At 66.6% G+C, this 15,918-nt stretch carries 14 protein-coding genes; 4 read left to right on the forward strand and 10 right to left on the reverse strand.

The window, feature by feature from the left end; all coding sequences use genetic code 11:
* Positions 1-24: 24 nt before the first annotated feature.
* From H7F35_RS05130 to secA, 5 genes are read right to left on the reverse strand one after another with little or no spacing between them, the layout of a single operon-like run.
* Positions 25-1,986 (reverse strand): acyltransferase family protein, encoded by a 1,962-nt coding sequence (locus H7F35_RS05130; RefSeq protein ID WP_187111875.1) that lies wholly within the window; start codon positions 1,984-1,986, stop codon positions 25-27.
* A gap of 42 nt (positions 1,987-2,028) precedes the next feature.
* Positions 2,029-2,490, reverse strand: coding sequence for a (deoxy)nucleoside triphosphate pyrophosphohydrolase (locus H7F35_RS05135; protein ID WP_187111876.1), 462 nt, complete (start codon positions 2,488-2,490; stop codon positions 2,029-2,031).
* Positions 2,487-3,362 (reverse strand): ATP-binding protein, encoded by an 876-nt coding sequence (locus H7F35_RS05140; protein WP_187111877.1) that lies wholly within the window; start codon positions 3,360-3,362, stop codon positions 2,487-2,489. Before H7F35_RS05140 ends, H7F35_RS05135 begins: the two co-directional genes overlap by 4 nt.
* Positions 3,359-4,588 carry a bifunctional glutamate N-acetyltransferase/amino-acid acetyltransferase ArgJ gene (argJ, locus tag H7F35_RS05145; RefSeq protein WP_187111878.1) on the reverse strand — a complete coding sequence of 410 codons (1,230 nt, stop codon included), beginning with the start codon at positions 4,586-4,588 and terminating at the stop codon, positions 3,359-3,361. The genes H7F35_RS05140 and argJ overlap by 4 nt, the downstream gene beginning before the upstream one ends.
* Before the next feature lie 30 nt (positions 4,589-4,618).
* Complete coding sequence (gene secA / locus H7F35_RS05150; protein ID WP_187111879.1) at positions 4,619-7,405, reverse strand: preprotein translocase subunit SecA; 2,787 nt, start codon at positions 7,403-7,405, stop codon at positions 4,619-4,621.
* Positions 7,406-7,587: 182 nt separating this feature from the next.
* Between secA and H7F35_RS05155 the strand changes: the two genes are divergently transcribed.
* Positions 7,588-7,896: a hypothetical protein gene (locus H7F35_RS05155; RefSeq protein WP_187111880.1), complete on the forward strand. Its 309-nt coding sequence runs from the start codon at positions 7,588-7,590 to the stop codon at positions 7,894-7,896.
* 60 nt (positions 7,897-7,956) lie between these two features.
* The gene (locus H7F35_RS05160; protein ID WP_187111881.1) at positions 7,957-8,943 is read left to right on the forward strand and encodes an ornithine cyclodeaminase family protein; all 987 of its coding nucleotides are present in this window, start codon (positions 7,957-7,959) and stop codon (positions 8,941-8,943) included.
* 6 nt (positions 8,944-8,949) lie between these two features.
* On the opposite strand, the gene H7F35_RS05165 is transcribed toward H7F35_RS05160, so the two are convergent.
* A complete protein-coding gene (locus tag H7F35_RS05165; protein WP_187111882.1) occupies positions 8,950-10,098 on the reverse strand; it encodes a pyridoxal-phosphate dependent enzyme in 1,149 nt (382 codons plus the stop codon).
* Positions 10,099-10,187: 89 nt separating this feature from the next.
* Here H7F35_RS05165 and H7F35_RS05170 point away from each other — a divergent pair, with 89 nt between their 5' ends.
* Positions 10,188-10,814 (forward strand): transcriptional regulator, encoded by a 627-nt coding sequence (locus H7F35_RS05170; RefSeq protein WP_187111883.1) that lies wholly within the window; start codon positions 10,188-10,190, stop codon positions 10,812-10,814.
* A gap of 27 nt (positions 10,815-10,841) precedes the next feature.
* Here H7F35_RS05170 and H7F35_RS05175 read toward each other — a convergent pair whose 3' ends face one another.
* Together H7F35_RS05175 and H7F35_RS05180 are read right to left on the reverse strand one after the other, a co-directional pair.
* On the reverse strand, positions 10,842-11,822 hold the full coding sequence (locus H7F35_RS05175) for a Bug family tripartite tricarboxylate transporter substrate binding protein (RefSeq protein WP_187111884.1): 981 nt from the start codon (positions 11,820-11,822) through the stop codon (positions 10,842-10,844).
* 17 nt (positions 11,823-11,839) lie between these two features.
* Complete coding sequence (locus H7F35_RS05180) at positions 11,840-13,066, reverse strand: pyridoxal-phosphate dependent enzyme (RefSeq protein ID WP_187111885.1); 1,227 nt, start codon at positions 13,064-13,066, stop codon at positions 11,840-11,842.
* Between the two features lie 92 nt (positions 13,067-13,158).
* On the opposite strand from H7F35_RS05180, the gene H7F35_RS05185 reads away from it, so the two are divergent.
* Positions 13,159-14,079: a LysR substrate-binding domain-containing protein gene (locus H7F35_RS05185; protein WP_187111886.1), complete on the forward strand. Its 921-nt coding sequence runs from the start codon at positions 13,159-13,161 to the stop codon at positions 14,077-14,079.
* Between the two features lie 21 nt (positions 14,080-14,100).
* Here H7F35_RS05185 and H7F35_RS05190 read toward each other — a convergent pair whose 3' ends face one another.
* Complete coding sequence (locus H7F35_RS05190; RefSeq protein ID WP_187111887.1) at positions 14,101-14,757, reverse strand: hypothetical protein; 657 nt, start codon at positions 14,755-14,757, stop codon at positions 14,101-14,103.
* Between the two features lie 141 nt (positions 14,758-14,898).
* Entirely contained in the window at positions 14,899-15,903 is a 1,005-nt protein-coding gene (locus tag H7F35_RS05195) for a response regulator transcription factor (protein ID WP_187114151.1), read from the reverse strand.
* Positions 15,904-15,918: the final 15 nt, after the last annotated feature.

The raw sequence follows: 15,918 nt of genomic DNA on the forward strand, positions 1-15,918 counted from the left end.
GTTGTTCAGGCCTGCGGCAACCGCTTATCGCGGCGTGGCTTCCTTGTCGGTGCCGAGGAAGATCGGGTCGAGGTAGTTCGCGAAGTGCCGGGTGTAGGCCGCTCGCAGATGCTGGTCGTCCGCGTAGACCGGGGTATTGTCCGGCATGGCCCTCAGGCACTGGCCGTTCTGGCACAGGTGGGAGCTTGCATCGATGATCTCCACGCCACTCGATGCCGCGATGCGCCGAAGCTGCGCGTCCAGGCTGGCCTGGTCAGGCGGCATCTTGCCGGTTCGCACGTCGGTCACGGTCGGCTTGCCCAACCGACTTCCCTCGATCAGGCTCTTGGGCGCGAACTGCGGGCCTGTCGGGTTGTCCAGCAACAGGTAGACCTTCTTGCCGCTCCCCGCCAGGCCCTTCAAGACAGTCTCGAGCGAATCCAGTGACCGCGAGATGCCAGGGCCGCCGTTGTTCAGCGGATAAGCGGCGCCATCGGCTCGGAACTCGTAGGTCACCGGCAGGTTGCCGGTGAAGTAACAGTTCCAGCATCCACCGATCACGACCGCATCGAACTTCGGATCGAGGGCCAGTTGAAGAACCTTCTCACGCCCTTCGCCGCAATCGGGGATGCCTTGGGCGAACACACCGGGAATGGGCGGGCAGGCGAAAAAGGTCGCGAAGTCGGCCGTTGCCATCCGGTCGGGCGAAGACCTGGCCAGTTCCGCGGCGCGCGGCGCGTACTGCATGACGTGGCTGTCGCCGATCAGCAGCACCTTGCGCGCGCCGTCGCCGAAGCGCCGGACCGGAAACCCGTCCAGGTCGCCCAACCGTAGGCCGTCGTAGTAGCCACGGTCCGATTCGGCATCGACCACCTTCTGGAGCAGCTCGCTGTTGTTGCGCGCAGGCGCGCCGGCCAGGACGACCAGGCCGGCCATGATGACCACGACGCCGCTTTGCCAGAGCACACGCAGCGTGCCCGCACCCGAGCGTTCACGCACGAAGCGCTCCACATACCGATAGGTCAACCACGCCAACGCGACGCTTGCCACCACCATCGCTGCACGCACGCCCAGCGGCGGCTCTGCGCCTTCGACGATGCGCGCGAACGCCAGCAGCGGCCAGTGCCAGAGATAAAGCGGGTAGCTGATGAGCCCCAGCCACACCATCGCGCGGTTCGACAGGATGTACTTGTTCAACACCCCCGCCGGCCCGGCTGCGATGCAGCTTGCCGCCCCGAACACGGGCAGCAATGCCCACCAGCCCGGGAATGCCTTGTCGCTGCGGATCGCCACAAGGCCCAGCGCGATCAACCCCACACCCAGCACCGACTGCACATGGCTGCGCCACGGCTTCGATGCCGTCGTCGCGGGCGCCAGCCGCATGCCTGCCAGGATCGCGCCCGCCATCAGCTCCCAGAAGCGCGAAACCGGCGAATAGAAGGCCGCCGTGCGAAACGGATGGATCGTCAGCACATTGACCAGAAAGGAAACCGCCGCCAGCGCCCAGAGCACTCGCACGATCGGCCAGCGCCGGCGCCAGGCAATGCCCAGCAGCAGCGGCCAGAAAATGTAGAACTGCTCCTCGATGCCCAACGACCACAGGTGCAGCAGCGGCTTGGCCTCGGAGGCTGTGTCGAAATAGCCCGCTTCACCCCAGAAAACGAAATTGGCCACGAAGGACGCACCACCCACCACCTGCTTGCCCAGCTCGGCAAACTCGCGGCTCAGCAACACATACCAGCCGAAAGCCAGCGTGGCGGCCAGCACGAGCATCAGCGCCGGGAAGATCCGCCGGATGCGCCGCGCATAGAAATCGCGGTAACTGAAATCGCCCGCCGCATGGCTCTGCAGGATGATCGTCGTGATCAGGAACCCCGAGATCACGAAGAAGATGTCGACGCCGATGAAGCCGCCGGGGACCAGCGTCGGGAAGGCATGGAAGATCACCACCGACGCCACGGCGACCGCACGCAGGCCGTCGATGTCAGCGCGGTACTTGGGATGCATGTATCTGGGTTCTGCTGGCCTGCGGCTTCCTACCGCGGGCCGCTACGCGAGGGTCGAAACGGCCTGTGCCGCGGACGCGGGCAGGCCGCGCTCCTGCACCAGCCACTCCAGCACCGGCAAGGCACCGGGCAGCACCGGCGCCACGTCGAGCGGCAGTTGCTGCCACGCCATCGCCTGCCCCTCACGCATCTCGAACTCGCCGGTCCAGGCCGTCACCTTGCACCAGTGCAGACGCACCAGCGCATGCGGATAGTCGTGCTCCGTGACCTTCCAGACCTCGGCATCCTCGATCGTGATGCCAAGCTCTTCCTGCAGCTCGCGCCGCAAGGCCTGCTCGATCGTCTCGCCCGCTTCGATCTTGCCGCCGGGAAACTCCCAGTAGCCCGCATAAGCCTTGCCTTCGGGCCGGGTCGACAGCAGCAGCGCGTCGTCGGCCAGGCGGATCAACACGCCAACAGCAACCTCGGTGTGCTTGCGGCCCTGTGGTTCTTGCGACTCGCTCACGCGGCGGCCCGTCCTGCGTAGTCGCGTGCGAACTGGTACGCCACGCGGCCGCTGCGCGAACCGCGCTCCAGCGCCCAGACCAGCGCCTCGGCCCGCGCCGCTGCGATGGCGGCCGCGTCGACGCCGAACGACGACAGCCACTGCCCCACGATCGTCAGGTATTCGTTCTGGCTGAAGGGATAGAAGCTCACCCAGAGGCCGAAGCGCTCCGACAGTGAAATCTTTTCCTCGATCACCTCACCCGGATGCACTTCACCATCGTCGGTGTGCGTGTACGTGAGGTTTTCCTTCATGTACTCGGGCAGCAGGTGGCGCCGGTTGCTGGTCGCGTAAATCAGCACATTGGGTGTCGATGCGGCGATCGATCCGTCGAGGATCGACTTGAGCGCCTTGTAGCCCGGCTCGCCCTCGTCGAAGCTCAGGTCGTCGCTGAAGACGATGAACTTCTCGGGACGCTGCGAGACCACCTCGACGATGTCCGGCAGGTCGACCAGCTCGGCCTTGTCGACTTCGATCAGGCGCAGCCCCTGCGGCGCGTAGGCCTGCAGGCAGGCGCGAATCAGCGACGACTTGCCCGTGCCACGCGCGCCGGTCAGCAGCACGTTGTTGGCCGGCTTGCCTTCGACGAACTGGCGCGTGTTGCGCTCGATCTTTTCCTTCTGAACGTCGATTTCCTTCAGCGAATCGAGCGCCATCGTGGCCACGTGGCGCACGGGCTCCAGCACGCCATGACCGGAGTTGCGGCGGCGGTAGCGCCAGGCAATCGACGCATTCCAGTCGGTCGGCGCCGACAGCGGCTGCGGCAGGATCGATTCGATGCGGGTGATGAGCTGTTCGGCGCGCTCGATCAGCTTCTGGAACTGCTCGTTCATGACCGGTAATCGGCGTTGATCGTGACGTAGTCGTGGCTCAGGTCGCAGGTCCACACCGTTTCGCTGGCCTTGCCACGGCCCAGGCCGATGCGCACGGTGATCTCGCTCTGCTTCATCACGCGCTGGCCGTCTTCCTCGCGGTACGACGGGTTGCGTCCGCCCTTGACGGCCACATGCACGTCGTCCAGGAACAGGTCGATGGCGGTCTGATCAAGGTCGTCGATGCCCGCATAGCCGACGGCGGCCAGGATGCGGCCCAGGTTCGGGTCGCTGGCGAAGAACGCGGTCTTGACCAGCGGCGAATGCGCCACCGCGTAAGCCACCTGCTTGCACTCGGCAGCGTCACGGCCGCCTTCGACCTGGATGGTGATGAACTTGGTCGCGCCTTCGCCGTCGCGCACGATGGCCTGCGCCAGTTGGCGGGCCACGTTCTGCATGGCTGCCACGAGCGCCTGGCCGTCGGCCGAATCGAGCGAGGTGATGGTGGCGTGCGCCGCCTTCTGCGTTGCGATGACCACGAACGAATCGTTGGTCGAGGTATCGCCGTCGATGGTCACGCGGTTGAACGAGGCATCGGCCAAGAGCTTGGCCAGCGGCTGGATCAGCGACGGATCGATCTTCGCGTCGGTCGCCATGAAGCCGAGCATGGTCGCCATGTTCGGACGGATCATGCCGGCGCCCTTGCTGATGCCGGTGATGGTGACGGTCGCGCCGCCGACCTGCGCCCGCTGGCTGAAGGCCTTCGGGATTGTGTCGGTGGTCATGATGCCTTCGGCGGCACGGGCCCAGTGATCGGCCGAGGCGTCGGCCAGCGCGGCAGGCAGGCCGGCTTCGATGCGGTCCACGGGCAGCGGCTCCATGATCACGCCGGTCGAGAACGGCAGGATCTGCTCGGGCGCAATTTCCAGGTGGCGCGCGAGCGCGATGCAGGTGGAGCGCGTGCGCATCAGCCCGTCTTCGCCCGTGCCGGCATTCGCATTGCCGGTGTTGATGACCATCGCGCGGATGCCGAAGTTGGCAGCCAGATGGTCGCGGCACACCTGCACCGGCGCCGCGCAGAAACGGTTCTGCGTGAACACGCCGCCGACTGCCGCGCCTTCGTCGATCAGCACGACCGTCAGGTCCTTGCGGTTGGCCTTGCGCACACCCGCTTCGGCCACGCCGATGCGGACGCCGGGCACCGCGAACAAGGCGGCGGGATCGGGGGCGGACAGGTTCACGGGCATGGAATTTCTCTCAATGAAAGGTTCTGGACGTCAGCTCAGCTTGCCGTGGCATTGCTTGTATTTTTTTCCGCTGCCGCAGGGGCACGGATCGTTGCGGCCCACGCGCGCAAAAGCCAGGGCCTCGGCGCTCAGCGCACCCGCACCGGCGGCCGCGAGGCGACGCTGGCTTTCTTCGTCGACACGCACTTCGACCTCGCCCGTTTCGGTGGGCGCGGTGTAGGTGATGTTGGCAAGGTTCTCGCCACGGCTTTCAAGAGCGTCGGCGGCCTCTTCGAGTTGTTCGCCCGACTGCACGCGCACCGTCATCAATTGGCGCGTGACTTCGTTCTTGACCGAATCGAGCAACTGGCCGAACAGCTCGAAGGCTTCGCGCTTGTATTCCTGCTTGGGCTGCTTTTGCGCATAGCCGCGCAGGTGGATGCCCTGGCGCAGGTAGTCGAGCGACGCCAGATGTTCGCGCCAGTGCGTGTCGATGCTCTGCAGCAGGACCATGCGCTCGAACTGCGTGAAGTTTTCCTGGCCGATCAGCGCCAGCTTGGCCTCGAAGGTTTCGTTGGCGGCCTTGACCACCTTATCGAGCACGTCTTCGTCGGAGATGGCGTCGGAGGCCTCGACTTCCTTCTTGAGCGGCATGTCCAAGCCCCACTCGGTGAACAGGCTCTTCTCGAGGCCGTTCAGGTCCCACTGCTCCTCGACCGACTCGGCCGGCACGTACTGGCGCACCAGGTCCATGAAGCAGCCTTCGCGCAGCGCCGCGATCTGGGCCGTGAGGTCGGTCGCGTCGAGGATGTCGTTGCGCTGCTGGTAGATCACCTTGCGCTGGTCGTTCGACACGTCGTCGTATTCGAGCAACTGCTTGCGGATGTCGAAGTTGCGCGCCTCGACCTTGCGTTGCGCGCTCTCGATGCTGCGCGTGACGATGCCGGCTTCGATGGCTTCGCCGTCGGGCATCTTCAGGCGATCCATGATCGCCTTCACGCGGTCGCCCGCGAAGATGCGCATCAGCGGATCGTCCAGGCTCAGGTAGAAGCGCGAGGAGCCCGGGTCGCCCTGGCGGCCCGAACGGCCGCGCAGCTGGTTGTCGATGCGGCGCGATTCGTGGCGCTCGGTCGCGATGATGCGCAGGCCGCCGAGCGACTTGACGAATTCATGGTCCTTGGTCCACTCGGCGCGGATGTGCGCGATGTCCGCTTCTTTGGCTGCATCGTCACGGCCTTCGTCGTTCTCGATCGCCTCGATCATCTTCTCGATGTTGCCGCCCAGCACGATGTCGGTACCGCGACCGGCCATGTTGGTCGCGATGGTGATCATCTTGGTGCGGCCGGCCTGCGCCACGATGTCCGCTTCGCGCGCATGCTGCTTGGCGTTGAGCACCTGGTGCGGCAGGCCTGCCTGCGTCAGCAGGCCGTCGATGATTTCGGAGTTCTCGATGGACGAAGTGCCCACCAGCACCGGCTGGCCGCGCTCGTAGCACTCGCGAATATCTTGAATGGCGGCATCGTACTTCTCGCGCGTCGTCTTGTAGACGCGGTCGAGCTGGTCTTCGCGCTTGCTGATGCGGTTGGGTGGAATGATCGTGGTCTCGAGACCGTAGATTTCCTGGAATTCGTAGGCCTCGGTGTCGGCCGTGCCGGTCATGCCAGCCAGCTTGCCGTACAGGCGGAAGTAGTTCTGGAAGGTGATCGAGGCCAGCGTCTGGTTCTCGGCCTGGATTTCCACGCCTTCCTTGGCTTCCACGGCCTGGTGCAGGCCGTCGCTCCAGCGGCGGCCGCTCATCAGGCGGCCGGTGAATTCATCGACGATCACCACTTCGCCCTGCTGCACCACGTAGCTCTGGTCGCGGTGGTACAGGTGGCGGGCACGCAGCGCTGCATTCAGGTGATGCATCAGCGTGATGTTGGCCGGGTCGTAGAGCGAGGCGCCTTCGGGCAGCAGCTTGAACTCACCCAGGATGCGCTCGGCGTTCTCGTGGCCGTCTTCGGTCAGGAACACCTGGTGGGTCTTTTCGTCGACCGTGAAGTCGCCGGGAACCGTGACGCCTTCGCCCGTGCGCGGATCGGCTTCGCCTTCCTGCTTGGTCAGCAGCGGCACCACCTTGTTGATGGCGATGTAGAGGTCGGTGTGGTCTTCGGCCTGGCCGCTGATGATCAGCGGCGTGCGGGCTTCGTCGATCAGGATCGAGTCCACTTCGTCGACGATGGCGAAGTTCAGGCCGCGCTGAACCCGGTCGGCGGGCTCGTAGACCATGTTGTCGCGCAGGTAGTCGAAGCCGTATTCGTTGTTCGTGCCGTAGGTGATGTCGCTGCCGTAGGCTTCCTGCTTTTCTTCGCGCGGCATCTGCGGCAGGTTGATGCCCACCGACAGCCCGAGGAAGTTGTACAGGCGCCCCATCCACTTGGCGTCGCGGCTGGCGAGGTAGTCGTTCACCGTGACCACGTGCACGCCCTTGCCGGACAGCGCATTCAGGTACACCGGCAGCGTGGCGGTCAGCGTCTTGCCTTCGCCGGTGCGCATTTCGGAGATCTTGCCGTTGTGCAGCGCCATGCCGCCGAGCAACTGGACGTCGAAGTGACGCATCTTCATGACGCGCTTGGAGCCTTCGCGCACGGTGGCAAAGGCTTCCGGCAACAGGGCGTCGAGCGATTCGCCCTTGGCGGCGCGGTCCTTGAACTCCTGCGTCTTCGCGCGCAGCGCGTCGTCACTGAGCTTCTCGAACTCGGGTTCGAGCGCATTGATGCGTTCCACCGTCTTGCGATACTGCTTGAGCAGCCGATCGTTGCGACTGCCGAAAATCTGGGTCAGGAAGTTGGTTGCCATGGGTGGAGATGGACGGGCACCTGACGCGACAGGCACTTCGACCGGATTCCCTAAGATATGGTGAAAGCAGTTGGGCGCGCTCGCTTCGAAATCAAGTTTCAAGGCAGGCGGTCCTTTTTTCCGGCGCGAACGCCGGCAAACCGGGCATTTTAGCTGTCTTGTTTCTAACCCCTGGATTACCCATGTATCGCCGCACGCCCCCGCCCATTTCACTGCAGCAAGCTGCAGAAGGCTCGCCCACCCTGGGAAGCCTGATGGCGCGCGCACGCGATGCGTCGGACCGCCTGAAGGCGGTTGAAGGACTGATCCCACCGGCCATGCGCGCCGCCATCCAGGCCGGCCCCGCCGAAGGCGATGTCTGGTGCCTGCTGGTGAAAGGCAGCGCCGCAGCCGCCAAGCTGCGCCAGTTGTCGCCGATGCTGGTGACGCGACTCAAGAACAGGGGCTGGGACGTGGCGACCATCCGGATCAAGGTGCACACGGGTCGCTGATGCGCGCGGCATCGGCCGACAAAATTTGATGATTTGTCTGGATATGGATAATATTTCCAGATGACACCTCCCACGGCACCCGCCGACGCCCAACTCCTGCTGCTCGACAAGCACCAGGTCGACGCCCTTCTCTCCCCCGACGACGTGCTCCAGGCCGTGCGCGAGGCTTTCGTGCTGCACAGCGAGCGCGAAGGCCGCGTCTTCCCGGTCGTGCGCGAACCACTATCCACGGGCGGCGTGTTCGGCATCAAGTCTGGTGATGTGCAGGCGCAGGGGCTGCTCGGCTTCAAGGCCGCCGGCTTCTGGCCCGCCAACCGGCAGCGCGGCGGCGAGCCGCACCAGGCCACGATCCTGCTGATCGACCCGGCCACCGGCCGACCGCTGTGCGTCATCGACGGCAACGCTGTGACCACGGTGCGCACCGGCGCGGCAGGCGGGCTTGGCCTTCAACAGCTCGCGCGGCCCGACAGCACGCGGCTGTGCATCTTCGGCACCGGCGTGCAGGCACGCATCCAGCTCGACTTCGCACTGCGCCTGCTTCCGTCGTTGCGCGAAGTTCTCTACGTCGGCACGAGCGGCCAGCGCAACGCCGCGTTCGAGGCCCACTTCGCGCAACGCTGCACCATCGCGCCCGCCAGCGACCGCAACGCGGCCGTCGCGCAAAGCGACATCGTGATCACCGCCACCCCGGGCGGCGGCGCACTGTTCGACCTGCAGGCCGTGCAACCCGGCACGCACCTGAATTGCGTCGGCGCCGACACCCGGGGCAAGCGCGAGCTGCCCGAGGGCCTGTTGCCGCGCGTTCGCCTTGTGGTCGATGACCGCACCCAGGCGCAACAGATCGGCGAAACCCAATGGGCGCCCGACACGCCATCCATCGAGCTGGGCGACCTGCTGACCGGCAAGACACCCTTCGAGCGCGCTCCCCCCGACATCACCGTGTTCGACATGACCGGCCTCGCGCTGCAAGACCTGACCGTCGCGCGCCTGCTGCACGCGCGTGCAGCCGCCACCGGCACGGGCACACGCATCGCGTGGCCCTGGTAGCGCCGGTCAGGCGGGCGTGCCGCCGAACAGCTCGGTCATGAACTGCGTGGACTTCAGGCCGGTGCCTGTCAGCAGCGCCACCGTTGTTTCATTCGCCCGGATGTCGCCCCGTTGTGCCAGCACCTCGATGGCCGCCGCCGCAGTGGCGGAGGTCGGCTCGGCATACAGGCCGGTGGCGGCGAGCCGGCGCACGGCAGCCGCGATCTGCTCTTCGGTCAGCGCCACCGTCCTGCCGTTCGTCTCGCGCAGCGCCTGAAGAATTTCCCGCAGGCGCACGGGCCGCTTGATGGCCGTGCCTTCCGCGATCGTCGGCTTCACGGCCCGCTCCACCGGCGTGTCGACGCCCGCGATGAAGCTGGCATCGATCGGCGAGCAGTTCAGCGGCTGCGCCACGAAGATCCGCGGCAGCTTCGTGATCTGCCCTGCCGCCAGCAACTCCTTGAAGCCGATGTGGCAGCCCAGCACATTGCTGCCCGCGCCCGCCGGAATCACCACGTTGTCGGGCGCAACGAAGCCCAGGTCTTCCCACAGTTCGTACGCCAGGGTCTTCGTGCCCTGCAGGAAGAACGGATGCCAGTTGTGGCTGGCGTAGAAGATCGATTCCGACTGGCGCACCGCCTCGTACTCCGACTCTTCGCGCGGCCCCGGCACCAGTTGCACCTCGGCGCCGAACGCGCGTATCTGCGCCACCTTGGGCGCCGGCGTGTAGCTGGGTGCAAGCACCTTGACCCGCATGCCGGCCGCCGCGCCTGCCGCAGCGATGGCGGCGCCGCCATTGCCCGAACTGTCTTCCAGCACCGCGTCGACGCCGATCTGGCGCAGGAACGACATCATCACGGCCGCGCCGCGGTCCTTGAAGCTGCAGGTCGGGTTGAACCATTCGAGCTTGAAGTAAGGCGACAGCTCACCCCACCGCTTCTGCACCAGCGGCGTACAGCCCTCGCCCAGGCTCGAAGGCCGCTCGATCACCACCGGCAGCGCCGCGCGGTAGCGCCACACGGAGCGCTCGCGCGGGTCGATGTCATCGCGCGTGATGCCGGGCAGCGGCGTCACCATCATCGGGTTGCCGTCGTCCGAGCGCCAGCGGCGCTCGGACAGTTCGTGATGTCGGCCAGTGAGCGGGTCGACGTAGCGTGCGCGTTCTTTCGTGGTCATTCACTGCTCCATGAATTTGGACAATATGTCCGTCATTGTACTTTTTGTACAAATTGGATGCTTCGTCCAGACCTGGATACATTCCGGGCATGAAAAAGAAGTCGAACAAGCAGCTGCTGGAGATGCTCGGCCATGTGGCCGAAGGCCTGGGCGAAACCTTCGCGCCGTTCTGCGAGGTGGTGGTGCACGACCTGAGCAACCCGAAGAATGCGATCTACGCAATCGAGAACAGCCTGAGCGGGCGCCAGGTGGGCCAGTCGGTGACGGAGCTCGGACTGGCGCGCATCCGCGACCCCGAATTCCCGGCGGTGATCGCAAACTACGCCAACACCTTTCCCGACGGGCGCAAGGTCAAGAGCACCTCCATCGGCATCAAGGACGAAAGCGGCGAATACGTGGCCGCGCTGTGCCTCAACGTCGACCTGACGCTGTTCCAGAGCTTCCAGGGCGCGATCTCGCAGTTCACGCGGATCGACGACAAAGAGGTGCACGAGCAGCTCGATGCGGGCGGCAACCACTCGAACCGCATCCACGCGCGCATCGACGAATTCGCGGCCGCGCGCGCGACCACCTCGCGCTCGCTCAAGCCCGCCGACCGCAAGCAACTGGTGCAGGAGCTGAAGAAGGCGGGCCTGCTGGAAGTGCGACGCGGCGCCGAGATTGCCGCGGCGCACATGGGCGTGTCGCGCGCCACGGTCTACAGCGACGCCAAGTAGACGGCTGCGCCTCTTGCGAGGCGGCGGCTACTGAGGCTGAAGCCCGATCTCGTGCGCGGCCTTCTGCCAGCGCTCGGCCTCGGAGCGCAGGAAGGCGCGCAGCTCGCCCGGTGTCGAGCCCTTCATCTGCACGCCCAGCACCGACAGGCGCTCCTTCACCTGCGGATGGTCCAGCGCGGCGATGGCCTCGCGGCGCAGCTTATCGATCACATCGAGCGGCGTGGTGGCCGGTGCCACCATGGCCCACCACTGGTCGATCTCCAGCCCCTTGAGCCCGTTCTCCGCGAGCGCGGGCACGTTCTGCAGGCCGGGAATGTTCACGCGCTGCGTGCTCGTCACCAGCAACGGCCGGATGCGGTGGGCGCCCAGCAGGCTGGAGCCGCTGGCCAGCGTGGCGAAGTGACCTGCCACCGTGCCCGCCGCGACGTCGGTGAGCGCTGGCGCCGAGCCTCGGTACGGCACCATGTTGAAACGGATCTTCGTGCGGCTCGCCAGCAGTTCGGCCGCGAGATGGCTCACGGTGCCAGCGCCGCTGTGCGCAATGGCGGGCGGCGCCGACTTCGCGGCGGCCGTCCTGATGAAGGTCTTGAAGTCCTTGCTGTCGTCGTCCATGCCCGCAAAGAACACCAGCGGTGAGGTGCCGATCATGGTCACCGGCGTGAAGTCGCGCAGCAGGTCGTAGGGCAGCTTGGCGGTCACGGCTGGCGCAATGGCGTGCGGCAGTTCGACGATGGCGATGGTGTAGCCATCGGGCGCAGCCTTGGCAGCGGCGTCGGTGCCGATCATGCCGGCGGCGCCGGGCCGGTTGTCCACGATCACCGGGCTGCCGATGGTCTGGCTCATGCGTTGCGCCATCGCCCGTGCAATCGCGTCGGTGCTGCCGCCCGCGGCCCAGGGCACGATGAGCTTGATGGGCCGGTCGGGGTAGGCCGCCCATGCACTTCCGGTTGCAGTGAGCAGGGCTGTAGAGCCGGTGGCCAAGAAGGCCCGGCGATGCATCGTCGGCATGGAGGATTCCTGGAGGGTTAGGGTCTGTCGGGCCAGCTCGGATCGCTCGACGCATTGGCGGTCAGCATCAGCACCACGTGGGCATCGGCCGCGATGGCACTGCTCTCGCGCAGTTGCTGCAGCGCGGCCAGGCCAGCCGCCGCGCACAGTTCGGCACTGACGCCGGCACCGGCAAGCACCCGCCGGGCTGCACGGGCTTCGTCGTCGCCCACGACCACCGCACCGCCGCCCGTGGCGGTAGCAGCCTGCCATTGCAGGTACGTCACGGTGGCGCCTGCCGTCGAGAACTGCGCCGTGTGGCCGGGGTAGCTGCCGTTGAGCGCGCCACCCGCCAGCACGCGTGACAGGCGCGCGAAGGGTTCCACCAGCCAGAGCCTGGGCAGGCGCGTGATGCGCCCTGCCGCCAGCAGGTCGCGAAAGCCCGCGTAGATGCCCCAGGCGAGGTCGCCACGCGCGGTCGGGATCACGATGTGGTCCGGCAACCCGCCGTCGCTCAGGCATTCGAGCGCGATGGGCTTGTAGCCCTCGATCGCCAGCGGTGCGCTGCCCAGCGCGGGCAGGCGGTAGTTGGTCAGCGCGAAGTAGCCGGGGTATTGCGAGCGCTCGCGCACGAAGGCCCAGCGGCCTGCGTTGTCTGCGAAGACGTAGCGCCGCGCGCCCAGAGCATCGAGCTGCCGTGCATAGGTGGCGGGCATGCCTTCATAGGTGGCCACCTCGCAGCCCAGGCCTGCAGCCCACGCGTAGTGCGCAGCCGACACCGCCGCATTGCCCGAGGACGCGAGCACCAGCGTATGGGCGTCGAAGTCCAGTGCCTGCGCCACGCCCACGGCGGTCATGCGGTCCTTGTGGGAGCCGGTGGGGTTGCACGATTCGTCCTTGAGGCTCAGGCGCGCCACGCCGAAGCGCTGCGCCAGCGCGGGCATGTCCTGCTGCGGCGTGTGGCCCTCCCCCAGCGTGAAACCGGGCCCGTAGGGCATCGGCATCGCATCGGGTCCATCGGGCAGATAGCTGGCACGCAGCGCGACATGAAAGCCCGCGCGTTTGCAGGCGGGGCAGCCGTCGTGCGTCAGCGTGACCGGGTAGAGCGCATCGCATCGCAGGCACTGCAAGCCCCGCAGGTGCGGGTTGCGCGGGGGCTTCGGCGTTCGGTCCCGGACGATGGCCGTTTGGCTGCCAGAAGGATGGGCCAAAGGGTCCGCGGGCGGCGCGGTGAACTTGAAGTCCAGGACTTGCGATGTCGTCACGAGGTCATGCGTTGGGAGTTGTGCCTAATTCTTATGCATTCGGAAATAAAATAATGCAGCTACAGATACTCAACCGATAAATAAACTTATCGATGCGGTTCACAGAAATAGAAACCTTCCGGGCCCTCATGCGCGGCAGCTCCACCCGCAAGGCCGCCGCATTGCTGCACGTGACGCAGCCCGCCATCAGCCAATCGCTCAAGCGTCTCGAGGCGCAGGCCGGCATGCTGTTGTTCCAGCGCACCGGCGGGCGGCTGGTGCCCACGCCCGAGGCGCGCGCGCTGTGGATCGAGGTGGAGCGCGTGTTCATCGGCATGGATGCCATCGAGCACCGCGTGCGCAGCCTGCGCGACTTCGGCGTCAGCCAGCTGGAGCTGAGCTGCTTCCCGGCCTACGGCCTGGGCTTCATGCCGCGTGCGCTGGCAAGGTTGAAGGCGCACCGCGGCGCGAGCCCGTGGCCGCAGGTGTCGCTGCAGGTGCTCAGCTCGAAGGACGTGCGCGACCGCGTGGCGATGGGCATTTCCGATTTCGGCCTGATGGCCGACGAGCTTTCGCTCGAAGGCATCGACCATTCGACCTTCTCGCGCTTTCCGGGCGTGGTCGTCATGCCCGAGGGCCATGCGCTGGCGCGCTTCAAGACGATCAAGCCGGAGCAGCTGGCAGAGGCGCCCTTCCTCTCGCTCAACCCCGAAGACCCGTCGCATCAACGGCTGGAGGCCGCACTCGCCCCCTACGGCGTGGCGTTGCGGGTGCTGGTGCAGACGCCCTACGCGGCCAGCGTGTGCGAGATGTCGCTGCGCGGTCTCGGCGTGGGCCTGGTCAATCCGATCACGGCGCTCGACTACGCCGAACGCGGACTGGTGGTGCGTCGCTTCTCTATCGACGTGTCCTTCACCTGCCTGCTGGCCCTGCCGGCGGGCAAGGTCTTGTCCGCGACGGCACGCGACTTCATTTCGCTCATGCGGCTGCAACTGGTCGAGGACGAAAAGCGGCTGCAGCGCTACCTGCGCTGAAGGCCGCCTCGCCTTCTGCTTTCACTTCCAGGTGAACTCGTGGTTCAGGCCGATCACGAAACCCCGCACGCCCTGTGGCCCGGTATGTGACGCGCTGACATCCACGCTGATCAGCGGCGTGATGCTGAAGCGCCCGCCGATGCGCGAGGTCCACACGCCCGCCGCCTTGCTGCGTTCCGCGATCAGCGACACGGTGTCGTTCCACGCCCATTCGACGGCAACACCGCCACGCGGCGTGCGCACGCCGGTGCCCAGCGCCCAGTCGGCGCCGAGGTTGGCGTGCACCTGCAGGCTGCTGGTCGGTCGCCAGGTCAGGGGCACGACGAACTGGCCACCCATGCGGCCGCCGCGCCGCAGGTCGGACACGGTGCCCATCGACACCGCCGCGCTGAAGGGCGCGTCCGCCGGCTGCCCCAGAAAATTCCACTTGATCTGCGGGCCGCCGGTGATCGTGTGAACACCCTCCGCCGAGAGCCGGTCGAAGTTCAGGCCCAGTTCGACAGGGCCGACCCGACAGGCAGGCCCGATGTGGAAGCCTGTGACCGGCTCCGTGCCCGTGCGGCCCCACCAGGTTTCGTACTGGCACTGGCCCGGATCGAGCGTGCCGGCATCGTCGACATCGAAATGCCCCGCCGCCTGCGCACCCAGGCTGGCGAGCGAGCAGGAAGCGGCAAGCATCCAGCCAAGGCATGGCGGTCGGGTTGTTGTTCTGTGCCTGCTCTTCATCTCGTGCGTCCCAAAGGCCCTCGAACCATTCTAGGGACGCGGAAAGTCGGCGCCGTGACGCCGCGCCGGCACTGAAAAGGGAGAGAAGCGGGCTCAGATCTCGAACTGGGGCTGCAGCTCGCGGATGCGCTTGATGGCCACGCCCGCCGCGGCCGTGCGCGTTTCGACGCCCAGCTTCACGTACACCCGCTCCAGGTGCTTCTTGGCCGTGGCCGGGCTGCTGCCCAGGATCTCGCCGATGTCCTTGTTGGTCTTGCCCTTGACCACCCAGTACAGCACCTCGGCCTCGCGCGCCGTGAGCTTCAGGCTCAGGCTCATGGCCTCGATCACGCCGGTGTCGGACACCTCGCGCATGATGATCATCCACTCGTCGCCGTCGTCGTCGCTGCTGGTCTGCTGGTGCAGCCGCAGCGTGAGGCTGCTGGCGCCCTGCGCGATCGACAACGCCGGCGGCTCGATGCCGCGCTGCCGCGCATCGGGCGTGTGGCTGCGCAGCCAGTCGAGCACGGCCGGCGGCGTTTCGGGTGCGCGCGTTTCGCAATAGCGCTGCAGCAGGTCGCGCGCCAGCGCCGTCTGCCAGATCAGGCGCCCCTCGGGCAGCCGCACGGTGATGCTCGCGTAGCCGAAGGCGTCGAGCGCGTTGCGTGCCTGGCCGGCCTGCTGCGCGTCCTGTCGCGCGCGGCGTGCGCCCTGCAGATGCACGTTCATGCGCGCCAGCACTTCCTTCGGCTTGATCGGCTTGGTGACGTAGTCGACGCCGCCCGCCTCCAGCGCGGCCACGAGGTGCTCGGTCTCGGTCAGGCCGGTCATGAACACGATGGGAATGTGCGCCGTCGCGGCATCGGCCTTGAGCCGGCGCGCGACCTCGAAGCCGTCGATGCCCGGCATCATCGCGTCGAGCAGCACGATGTCGGGACGCGCCTGCGCAGCGCGCTGCAGCGCCTGCTCGCCGCTGGTGGCAACGAGCACGGTGTAGCCCGATTCGTCGAGCGCGTCGTGCAGCACCGCAAGGTTGTCGGGCACGTCGTCGACGATCAGCACGAGGTCGCTGTTGGCGCCCTGCTCGCGCAGCGTTCGGGCAAGCGGCGATGTTTCCATGGTCGGGGGTGTCGT

This window comes from Variovorax sp. PAMC26660 (assembly GCF_014302995.1).
Classification (GTDB): domain Bacteria; phylum Pseudomonadota; class Gammaproteobacteria; order Burkholderiales; family Burkholderiaceae_C; genus Variovorax.